The 11298-nt window shown below is 69.3% G+C and carries 8 protein-coding genes; 6 read left to right on the top strand and 2 right to left on the bottom strand.

Annotation, left to right across the window (positions count from 1 at the left end; genetic code table 11):
• Window positions 1-258 precede the first annotated feature (258 nt).
• Together ACWDU1_RS21655 and galE are read left to right on the top strand one after the other, a co-directional pair.
• On the top strand, window positions 259-945 hold the full coding sequence (locus tag ACWDU1_RS21655; RefSeq protein WP_450000973.1) for a metal-dependent transcriptional regulator: 687 nt from the start codon (window positions 259-261) through the stop codon (window positions 943-945).
• A 3-nt stretch (window positions 946-948) separates the two neighbouring features.
• Window positions 949-1929: a UDP-glucose 4-epimerase GalE gene (gene galE / locus ACWDU1_RS21660; protein ID WP_450000975.1), complete on the top strand. Its 981-nt coding sequence runs from the start codon at window positions 949-951 to the stop codon at window positions 1927-1929.
• 14 nt (window positions 1930-1943) lie between these two features.
• Here galE and ACWDU1_RS21665 read toward each other — a convergent pair whose 3' ends face one another.
• The gene (locus ACWDU1_RS21665; RefSeq protein WP_450000977.1) at window positions 1944-3266 is read right to left on the bottom strand and encodes a DUF4192 domain-containing protein; all 1323 of its coding nucleotides are present in this window, start codon (window positions 3264-3266) and stop codon (window positions 1944-1946) included.
• Between the two features lie 417 nt (window positions 3267-3683).
• Here ACWDU1_RS21665 and ACWDU1_RS21670 point away from each other — a divergent pair, with 417 nt between their 5' ends.
• From ACWDU1_RS21670 to speD, 3 genes are all read left to right on the top strand, one after another.
• Window positions 3684-4625, top strand: coding sequence for a PAC2 family protein (locus ACWDU1_RS21670; RefSeq protein WP_450000979.1), 942 nt, complete (start codon window positions 3684-3686; stop codon window positions 4623-4625).
• 69 nt (window positions 4626-4694) lie between these two features.
• Window positions 4695-7193, top strand: a complete 2499-nt coding sequence (locus tag ACWDU1_RS21675; RefSeq protein WP_450000981.1) for a DEAD/DEAH box helicase — start codon at window positions 4695-4697, stop codon at window positions 7191-7193.
• A gap of 28 nt (window positions 7194-7221) precedes the next feature.
• Window positions 7222-7623: an adenosylmethionine decarboxylase gene (speD, locus tag ACWDU1_RS21680; protein WP_450000983.1), complete on the top strand. Its 402-nt coding sequence runs from the start codon at window positions 7222-7224 to the stop codon at window positions 7621-7623.
• Here speD and ACWDU1_RS21685 read toward each other — a convergent pair.
• The gene (locus tag ACWDU1_RS21685) at window positions 7593-8213 is read right to left on the bottom strand and encodes a DUF5134 domain-containing protein (protein ID WP_450000985.1); all 621 of its coding nucleotides are present in this window, start codon (window positions 8211-8213) and stop codon (window positions 7593-7595) included. The genes speD and ACWDU1_RS21685 overlap by 31 nt on opposite strands.
• Before the next feature lie 242 nt (window positions 8214-8455).
• On the opposite strand from ACWDU1_RS21685, the gene hrpA reads away from it, so the two are divergent.
• A partial coding sequence (hrpA, locus tag ACWDU1_RS21690) for an ATP-dependent RNA helicase HrpA (RefSeq protein ID WP_450000986.1) occupies window positions 8456-11298 on the top strand: 2843 nt, incomplete at its 3' end.

Raw genomic sequence — 11298 nt, forward strand, 5'->3', positions numbered from 1 at the left:
CCAGGAACCGATCCGTCCACACGACGCTGCCCGCGTATCCGGAATCACGGTTCCCGTCCGGCGGTGAAGTGGCCATGATCGCAACCGTAACGGGAAGGGTGAAACCCCATCGGACGTTGTCATGCAGTAGAAATACATGTATGCGCGAAGCGGCACCCGACCGCGCGCCAACAGTATTCCCAACGCGTCACGCGACTCGCTCCGTCCGACCGGGGTCGCTGGTGCGCAGGTAGAATTCGTGCCGACGAAGGGGCAACAGTGAAGGATCTGGTCGACACCACGGAGATGTATCTCCGTACCATCTACGACCTCGAGGAGGAGGGCGTGGTGCCCCTGCGCGCCCGGATCGCCGAGCGCCTCGAGCAGAGCGGGCCCACTGTCAGCCAGACCGTGGCACGGATGGAGCGCGACGGCCTGCTGCTGGTCGCGGGCGACCGGCACCTCGAACTCACCGAGAAGGGCCGCAGTATGGCGGTCGCGGTCATGCGTAAACACCGCCTGGCCGAGCGGCTGCTGGTCGATATCATCGGGCTGGACTGGCAGAACGTGCACGCCGAGGCCTGCCGCTGGGAACACGTGATGAGCGAGGATGTGGAGCGCCGCCTGGTCGAGGTGCTCAACCACCCCACCACCTCCCCCTACGGCAACCCCATCCCCGGCCTGGACGAACTGGGCATCTCCGCGTCCGACCTGCTGGAGGAGCCGCTGAAGCGGCTTTCCGAGCTTCCCCAGGGACGCACCCACGCCGTCGTGGTGCGCCGGCTGGCCGAACATATCCAGACCGATCCCGAGGTGATCGGGCGTCTTCGGGAGGCGGGGGTGGTACCCGACGCCAGGGTGACCGTGGAGAGCAAACCGGGAACCGTGGTCATCACCGTGCCGGGGCATGCGGGTTTCGAACTGCCCGACGAAATGGCCCATGCCGTTCAGGTGAAGTTGGTCTGAGGCGTGAAACTCCTGGTTACCGGCGGGGCCGGATATGTCGGTGGGGTCTGCGCGCTCGTCCTGCGTGAGCAGGGCCATGAGGTGGTGGTGGTCGACGATCTCTCGACCGGCAACGCCGACGGGGTGCCCGCGGACGTCGAATTCGTCGAGGGCGATATCGCCGATACCGCCCCGGGCCTGCTGCGGGAGCGGAAATTCGACGGCGTCCTGCACTTCGCCGCGCAATCTCTGGTCGGTGAATCCGTGCAGCGGCCCGAGAAATACTGGCACGGCAATGTGGTCAAAACGCTCACGCTGCTCGAGGCGATGCGTGAAACCGGTACGCCCCGGCTGGTCTTCTCTTCGACCGCGGCCGTCTACGGCGAACCGGAACAGGTTCCCATCACCGAGGACGCGCCGCCCCGGCCCACCAACCCCTATGGCGCTTCCAAACTCGCGATCGACCACGCGATCACGTCGTACGCGGTCGCGCACGGGCTGGCGGCCACCAGCCTCCGGTATTTCAACGTGGCGGGCGCCTACGGCGGGCTCGGCGAGAACCGGGTGGTGGAAACCCATCTGATCCCGCTGGTGCTCCAGGTCGCGGCGGGACACCGGAATTCCATCTCGGTATTCGGCACCGACTGGCCGACCCCGGACGGCACCGCCGTCCGCGACTACATCCACATCCTGGATCTCGCCCAGGCCCACCTGCTGGCCCTGGAATCCGCGGAAGCGGGCAGCCACCGGGTGTTCAACCTCGGCAGCGGTACCGGATTCTCGGTCCGCGAGGTGATCTCCGCGTGCGAGCGGGTCACCGGCGGGCCCATCGCCGCGGTGGACGCGCCGCGGCGGGCGGGCGATCCGGCGGTGCTGATCGCATCCAGCCGGCGCGCCGTCGACGAACTCGGCTGGCGTCCCAAGCACAACGATCTCGACGAGATCGTCTCCACGGCGTGGAGTTATCTGCAGGGCCTCGGTTCGCGGGCACACAGCGCCCGCTGACCCGGCCGCGGGTTTCACCACAGCGTTTCCAAGTCGACGCCGAGATCGGCGGCGGAATCGCGGCCGCAGCGGGCCAGATCGCGCAATCGCTGCGGCCGCATACCCGCCTCCAGCGCGGTGTGCAGCAGGGTCGCCATCGGGTGGCGGGGGTCGGCGTCCACCGCCACGTCGAGCGCCATCCCGGCGAACGGTCCGTCCCCGCGCACATAGGCGAAATAGCCGAGCAGGGCCGCGGATTCGGCCCGGTCGCCACCTTCGAGGCTCTGGGTGAGCCGGATCCACAGCCGTTCGGCCGCGTCGGCGTGCACGGTACCGGCGAGCGCGAACATGCAATCGCGTATCCGGCTGTCCCGCAGCGCCACCGCGATATCCGCGAGCTCCCGGGCAGCCGGCTGCGCTCCGGACTCTGCCTGGGAGATCAGCCAGAGCACCGTGACCAGTTCGCCGCGCAGGAAACCCACCGGATCCTCGCGGCGGGCGGCGGCCGCGAAACGATCCTTGGCCCGCGCCCGGGCTCCGGGCAGTTCCCCCGAGACCGCCTCCCGCAGCGCGATGTCCGTATCGACCAGTTCGGTGAGCTCGGCACGGCTGCCCCGGATGGGGCGTCCGCCGAACACCCGGTCCAGAGTCAGTACCGAGGTGGCCGGATCCGCGACCCGGCCACGACGGCCGGGACCCGTCAGACTCCACCACGGTTCGCCGGCCCGGATCGACCGGACCGCCCACGAACCCCGGATCGGTACCGCGTGGGCGGCCAGGCGGCCTTCCAGTTCGTCGAGAACCGCGACGTGGGGCCGGAGCGGCGGCACCGGGGGCGCGGCCTCGTCGTCGACCACCACAGCGAGCACCCCGACCACCCCCGGCCGGGCACACACCCGGGCCGCGGCGGCGGCCACCGTCTCGGAGCCGCAGGGTTGCCCCGGCATTTCGGGATGCCGGAGATCGAATCGCACGACCAGGTCGACAACCGAGCTGTCGGGAGTGCCGGGCGCGGCGCACAGGACGGCCACCACGAGGGAGCGCTCGGGCCGGAATCCCAGCATGGCGGGGATCGCGGCGATGAGATCACCGGGTTCGTCGAGGCGGGCGGACCCGGGCCGCTCGTAGCCGCTCCCGGCCCGGTCGGCACAGCACGGCCGTTTCGGCCGGGTGGGACCGAGGGCCACTGGGCGGCCGCCGGGCCACGGTGGTGTGTTCGGATCGGCCGGCCGTGACGTCCGCGAGCGCAGGGCACGGCTGGTCGGGCAGGGCCGCGGGGATACGGGTGGCGCGATCACATCCGGCCGGGAATCGTCGGCGGTGAGATCGGAGCGGGAAGACGGCGCAGCGGAAGTCATGGCGTCAGCATGCGCTGCCGGGTTTCCGGCGCGTGCCCGGTGAGCAGGACAAATCGTGGGGATCAACAAGTCTGTGGATAACCGCGGATTGTGGATGAGATCGGGTATTCCGGTGGTTGTGGCCGGCACCGCGACCCGTCGGTGGAAATTCCGGTACATCCGGTCCGCTACTGTGCCAGACTCCCCGGTGCGTACCGACGGATCGCGCGCCACCCCCGCCGCTGTACGCAGACCCACCAAACCGGGAATTCGGCACCGGCGGTCACTGTTGACACGACAGAGAGCCGATGCGCGGCCGCGTGTGGCCGTTCTTCGTCATGGGGGACAATGGAGTGTGATTCGCGGCTCGCGGCGCGGCAGTGACAAGCAGTGTTGCTCGATCGGCCCGCCGACGGATCGCGCAGGAAGGAGTACGCGATGGACTACGAGTCGCGAATGTACGAACTGGAGTTCCCCGCTCCGCAGCTGTCGTCCGACGACGGCTCGGGGCCGGTCCTGGTGCACGGCCTGGAGGGCTATTCCGACGCCGGTCACGCGGTGCGGCTGGCGACCGAGCACCTGCGCGAAAGCCTGGAGAGCGAACTCGTGGCCTCGTTCGATATCGACGAGTTGCTCGACTACCGCTCCCGCAGGCCACTGATGACGTTCAAGTCCGATCATTTCTCCGATTACGACGAACCCGAGCTGAATCTGTGGGCGCTGCGCGATACCGCCGGTACGCCGTTCCTGCTGCTCGCCGGGATCGAGCCCGATCTGCGCTGGGAGAAGTTCACGACCGCGGTGCGGTTGCTGTCCGAACAGCTCGGAGTGCGACGCAGCATCGGCCTGAGCGCCATCCCCATGGCCATCCCGCACACCCGCCCGCTGGGGGTGACGGCGCATTCCTCGAACCGGGACCTCATTCCGGAGAATCAGCGCTGGCCGGGTGAACTGCAGGTGCCCGCGAGCGCGTCGACCCTCCTCGAGTACCGGATGGCGCAGCACGGCCACGAATCACTCGGATTCTCGGTGCACGTCCCGCACTATCTGGCACAGACCTCGTACCCCGAGGCCGCTCAGACGCTGCTCGAACATCTCGGCGAGAACGCCGGGCTCGAGCTGCCGCTGGCCGCGCTCGGTGAGGCCGCCGCCCGGGTCCGGGAGCAGGTCAACGAGCATATCGCGGGAAATTCCGAGGTCGAGACCGTCGTGCACGCCCTGGAGCGGCAGTACGACACGTTCGTCACCGCTCAGGAACGCCAGTCCAGCCTGCTGGTCGGCGAGGGCGAGCTGCCCAGCGGCGACGAACTGGGCGCCGAGTTCGAACGGTTCCTGGCCGAACAGGGCGGCTACTCCGGCGACGACGACGAGCGCGGCTGAGCCGGTACCCGGACGGCACGGCCCCACCGTGCCGGTGATCCGCGCCGGGCACGACGTAGGGTGTCCGGGGTGGATCTGACCGAACTGCTCGAGATACCGGGAACCGACGCCGACGCACTGTACGAGTCGTTCGGAGCATGGGCCGCCGAGCAGGGCACGCCGCTGTATCCGGCGCAGGACGAGGCGCTGATGGAGCTGGCCTCCGGATCGCACGTCATCCTGTCCACACCCACCGGGTCGGGGAAATCACTGGTCGCGGTGGGCGCCCATCTGTTCGCGCTGGCCTCGGACCGCCGGACCTACTACACCGCGCCGATCAAGGCGCTGGTCAGTGAGAAGTTCTTCGCGCTGTGCGAGGTGTTCGGCGCCGAACGGGTGGGCATGGTCACCGGCGACGCCGCGGTGAACCCGACCGCCCCCATCATCTGCGCGACCGCCGAGATCCTCGCCAACCTCGCGTTGCGCGAGGGCCCGGAAGCCGATATCGGGCAGGTGGTGATGGACGAGTTCCATTTCTATGCCGACCCCGACCGCGGCTGGGCCTGGCAGGTACCCCTGCTCGAACTGCCGAAGGCGCAATTCCTGTTGATGTCCGCGACTCTCGGCGAGGTCGACTTCTTCGCCGAGGATCTGCGGCGTCGTACCGGCCGCGCCGCCGCGGTGGTGGCCGGGACCGAACGACCGGTGCCGCTGCACTTCTCCTATGTGCGCACACCGATCACCGAAACCCTGACCGAGCTGGTGACGACCCATCAGGCTCCTGTCTACGTCGTCCATTTCACCCAGGCGGCGGCGCTGGAACGGGCCCAGGCCCTGACCAGCGCCAACTTCGCCACTCGCGCCGAGAAGGACGCCATCGCCGAGGCGATCGGGGAATTCCGCTTCACCTCCGGTTTCGGCCGGACACTGTCGCGGCTGATTCGGCACGGGATCGGGGTGCACCACGCCGGGATGCTGCCGAAGTACCGCCGCCTGGTGGAACGCCTGGCCCAGGACGGTTTGCTGAAGGTGGTGTGCGGCACCGATACGCTGGGCGTCGGGATCAACGTGCCGATCCGGACCGTGCTGCTGACGGGGCTCACCAAGTTCGACGGTGTGCGCACCCGCCGGCTCAAGGCCCGCGAGTTCCACCAGATCGCCGGCCGGGCCGGGCGGGCCGGCTACGACACCATGGGAACCGTTGTGGTGCAGGCACCCGAGCACGAGGTCGAGAATGCCCGGCTGCTGGCCAAGGCCGGCGACGATCCCAAGAAACAGCGCAAGGTGCAGCGGCGCAAACCACCCGAGGGATTCGTATCGTGGAGCGAGGAGACCTTCGACCGGCTGGTGACGGCCGCGCCCGAGCCGATGGTGTCCCGGTTCGCGGTCACCAATGCCATGTTGCTGAACGTGATCGCCCGTCCGGGAAATTGTTTCACCGCGATGCGCCATCTGCTCGAGGACAATCACGAGCCCCGCGCGGCGCAGCGCCGTCATATCGTGCGGGCGGTCCGTCTGTATCGCGCCCTGCGCGATGCCGGGGTGGTGCAGCAACTGCCCGAGCCCGATGATCAGGGCCGGTACGCCCGTCTCACCGTCGATCTGCAGCGTGATTTCGCGCTGGATCAGCCGTTGTCGCCGTTCGCGCTGGCGGCTTTCGAACTGCTCGACGCCGAATCGCCCGGATACGCGCTCGATATGGTGTCACTGGTCGAGGCGACGCTCGAGGATCCCCGGCAACTGCTGATGGCCCAGCAGCACAAGGCCCGCGGCGAGGCCGTCGCCGAGATGAAGGCCGAGGGTATCGACTACGACGAGCGGATGGAGCGGCTCGAGGAGATCACCTGGCCGAAACCGCTGGCAGAGCTGATCGAGGGTGCCTACGAGACCTACCGCGCGGGGCACCCGTGGTTGTCGGAGTTCGCACCGGCCCCGAAATCGGTGGTCCGCGATATGGTCGAACGGGCGATGACGTTCACCGAGCTGATCGCCTACTACGAACTGGCCCGCTCCGAGGGCGTGGTACTGCGCTACCTCGCCGACGCCTATCGGGCACTGCGGCGCACCGTGCCCGAATCGGCCCGCACCGAGGAGCTCGACGATCTCACCGAATGGCTCGGTGAATTGGTCCGGCAGGTCGATTCCAGCCTGCTCGACGAATGGGAGCAGCTCACCGGCGCCGGCGCGGAAACCGATCAGGAGCAGGTGGCCTTCGGCGCCGAGGCGGTGCGGCCGATCACCGCGAACGAGCGAGCGTTCCGGGTCACCGTGCGCAACGCGCTGTTCCGGCGGGTGGAGCTGGCCGCCCGGCGGCGCTGGGACGATCTGTCGGAGCTGTCGCCGGGCCCCGCCTGGGAAGCCGACCTCGCCCCGTACTTCGACGAGTACGACGCGATCGGCACCGGACCCGACGCCCGCGGACCGCAACTGTTCCGGGTGCAAGCGCGGCCCGGTTTCTGGCAGGTACGCCAGGTCCTCGACGATCCGGCGGGCGACCACGGGTGGGCCATACTGGCGACCGTGGATCTCGCCGAATCCGATGCGGCCGGCGAGGTGGTATTCGACGAAGTCACGGTGATCTCGGGATGAGCGGTACAGCGATGAGCGAGGGTGGGGCGTGACAGCGGAATTCTCCGGCCGGCATGTGCTGGCCGAATTCGGCGGTGTGGACAGCGCGTTGTGCGACGACCTCGCACGTCTGGAATCGGCGCTGCGGACAGCACTGGCGGGCGCGGGCGTCACGCTGTGCGAGATGGTGGGTAAACGGTTCGAGCCGCACGGCGTGACGGTGCTGGCGCTGCTGGCCGAATCCCACGCCTCGCTGCATACCTATCCGGAATCCGGCGATATCTTCGTCGATGTCTTCACCTGCGGAGCGGCGGCCGACAGCGCCACCACGGTGGCCGAGTTACTGCGCGACGCGCTCGGCCCGCGTGAGGTGCGGATCTCTACGGTGCACCGCGGGCGGGCACCGGGTTCCGGGTGGATTCAGCCCGCGACCGCGGCGAACACCATATAGGCCATCCCCAGGTCCATCACCAGATGCGGCAGTATCGCGACCGGCAGCCCGCCGCGTGCGGCGGGATGAGCGGGCCATCCGCGGCCGCCACGGGCCGTCGCGACCACGATCACCGCGTCGATCAGGAATACGGCGGCGAAGATCAGCAGCCCGCCCGAAGCCGGCGCCGCGTCGTGGCCCGCTCCGGAGTGCCCGGACATGGCCGCCAGCATCACCGCCGCGGCGACCAGGTGATACCCCAGGGCCGCGATCCGGGACCCGGGTTCGCGCATCCGGCGCCACCGGGCCGCCCGGTCCAGCAGCAGCACGGTGAACACCAGGACCATCGCCAACAGCACACCCTGTACCGCGTGCGCGTTCAATCCGCGCGGGAACAGCAGCATGACCACCATCACCGCGCACATCAGGAGATGGGCCGCATCGGATTCGTGATCTCCGCCGCTTTCCGCGCACACCGCACCACCGGTGCGCGCCGCGGCCGGCGCCGGTCGCGCTGCTCCGACGCGGGCCAGCACCACCACGGCCGCGACCACGAAGGACGCCGCCACCAGCGCCCGCACCGCCGCCTGGTTCACATCGAAATCGACCATGCCACAGCGCCTTTCGCAGACCAACGCAACCCCACCATCCTCGCACGGGTCCATTCGGGCCGCCGCCGCTTCGCTCGCCTTCGGATGCGCGGGGCATGCCACCCGCCGGTGCGGCCGGCACGGCACCGAGTCCCGCGGCCCGGGAGATCACCGATCCGGGGCCTCGCGCCGCATTCGGCCGCCCGGCACGGTCCGGGCCGGAACCCGGGAGACGTCCGGCTTTCGTTAGGCTGGTCGACGCAATGACCAGGACCGCAGTCACCCACCGGGAGCTCCGCAACCGGCTGGCCTCTCTCACCCTCCGCGACGAACACCGGCTCGGCCGGCAGCTGGATCGAGGCCGCGGTGGCGATCTGACCCGGCTCGAATCCGAGATCAGCGCCGCCGAGTCCCGTATCGCGGCGCGCCGTGCCGCGGTGCCGGCGATCACCTACCCCGAGCAGTTACCGGTAACGGGCCGGCGCGACGATATCGCCGCGGCCATCGCGGCCCATCAGGTGGTGATCGTGGCCGGCGAGACCGGGTCGGGCAAAACCACCCAGATCCCCAAGATCTGCCTCGAACTGGGGCGGGGTATCCGCGGCGCGATCGGCCACACCCAGCCGCGCCGCCTGGCCGCGCGCACCGTCGCGGAACGGATCGCCAGCGAGCTGGACACCGAACTGGGCGACGCGGTCGGTTATACCGTGCGGTTCACCGACCATGCCGCCGAGCACACCCTGGTCAAACTGATGACCGACGGGATCCTCCTGGCGGAGATCCAGCGCGACCGGCTGCTGCGCGCCTACGACACGATCATCATCGACGAGGCGCACGAACGCAGCCTCAATATCGACTTCCTGCTCGGGTACCTGAAGCAGCTGCTGCCGCGGCGGCCGGACCTCAAGATCGTCATCACCTCCGCGACCATCGATCCGGAGCTCTTCGCGCGGCATTTCGCCGACGCGGCGGGCGAACCGGCGCCGATCGTCGAGGTGTCGGGCCGGTCCTACCCTGTCGAACTCCGCTACCGCCCGCTGGCCCTGCCGGTGCCCGCCGCGGACGACGACGAGGACGACCAGGTGGTGGACCGGGATCCGGTGGACGCCATCTGCGCGGCGGTGACCGAGCTGTTCGCGGCGGGCGACGGCGATGTCCTGGTCTTCCTGTCCGGCGAACGGGAGATCCGCGATACCGCCGACGCCCTGAAGGATCTGAAACTGGCGCGTACCGAGATCCTGCCGCTGTACGCGCGCCTCTCCGCCGCCGAACAGCACCGCGTCTTCGCGCCGCATACCGGACGCCGGGTGGTCCTGGCGACCAATGTCGCCGAGACCTCGCTCACCGTGCCGGGTATCCGCTACGTCGTCGATCCCGGTACGGCCCGGATCTCCCGGTACTCGATGCGGACGAAAGTCCAGCGGCTGCCGATCGAACCGATCTCCCAGGCCTCGGCGCGGCAGCGGTCCGGCCGGTGTGGACGCGTGGCGGACGGTATCTGTATCCGCCTCTACTCCGAGGAGGATTTCGAGTCCCGTCCGGTGTTCACCGATCCCGAGATCCTGCGCACCAACCTCGCGGCGGTCATCCTGCAGATGACCGCGCTGGGGCTGGGCGATATCGAGCGATTTCCCTTCGTCGAGGCCCCGGACAACCGGGCCGTCCGCGACGGTGTCGCGCTGCTCGAGGAGTTGGGCGCGCTCGGCGGGCGCGACCGCGCAGCGCGCGACGCCGAGTCCCCGGTCCTCACCCCGACGGGCCGGGAGATGGCCCGGCTGCCCGTGGATCCGCGGATGGGACGGATGCTGGTCGAGGCGCACCGCACCGGATGCCTGGCCGATGTGCTGGTGATCGTGGCCGCACTGTCGATCCAGGACGTCCGGGAACGGCCGGCGGATCAGCAGCAGGCCGCCGACGCCCGGCACGCGCGGTTCGTGGTGCCCAACTCGGATTTCCTGGCCTATCTGCGGTTGTGGGAGTACCTGTCCGGACAGCGGCGGACGCTGTCGGCCAACCGATTCCGGCGGATGTGCCGGGAGGAATTCCTGCACTATCTGCGGATTCGCGAATGGCAGGACCTCTACGGTCAATTGCGCACCATCACGAAGGGCATGGGCTGGTCGCTGCACGACGGCGGCCCGGGCAACGCCGCGGCCGGCGACGGCCGGGACGACGAGCCGCGTGCCACGCGTCGGCGACGTGGCCGGAGGCCGGCGCGTGCCTCCGGCGACGGTGCCCGGGCGGCGGCTCGCGAATCCGGTCCCCGGCCGGTCGAGGAGATGACACCCGATACCGACCCCTGGGACGCCACCTCCATCCACCAGGCGCTGCTTTCGGGCATGCTGTCGCATATCGGGGTCCGGGAGGCCGAATCTCGTGAGTTCCTCGGGGCGCGCAACGCGAAGTTCATGATCTTCCCGGGTTCGGCCCTGGCCAAGAAACCGCCCCGCTGGGTGATGGCGGCCGAACTGGTGGAGACCTCGCGGCTCTGGGGCCGGATGGCGGCCCGGGTGGAACCGGAATGGGCCGAACGCCTGGCCGGCGATCTGGTCAAACGCGTGTATTCCGAGCCGCACTGGTCGGCCAAGCGCGGTGCCGCCCGCGCCTACGAGCGGGTGACGCTCTACGGCGTCCCGCTGGTGACCGGGCGCCCGGTCGACTACGGCGCCATCGATGCGGAGACCTCGCGCGAGCTGTTCCTGCGGCATGCGCTGGTGCAGGGCGAATGGCAGACCCGGCACGATTTCTTCCACCGCAATCGCGCGCTGCTCGACGATATCGCCGATCTCGAACACCGGGCCCGCCGGCGCGACATCATGGTCGACGACGAGGTGCTGTTCGAGTTCTACGACCGCCGGGTCCCCGCCGATATCGTCTCCGTGCGTCATTTCGACACCTGGTGGAAGTCCGCCCGCCGCCGAGACCCCCATCAGCTCGACTTCACCACCGAAACGGTGGTCAACGACGGCGCCGGCGGCCTGGATCCGGCAGCGTTCCCCGATACCTGGCGCCAGGGCGAACTCTCGTTCCCGTTGACATATCAATTCGAGCCCGGACGAGCGGACAGTAGCCCTGGGCGGGAGTGTGGTCGGCACGGACCCGGGCG

This window comes from Nocardia sp. NPDC003345, assembly GCF_053589395.1.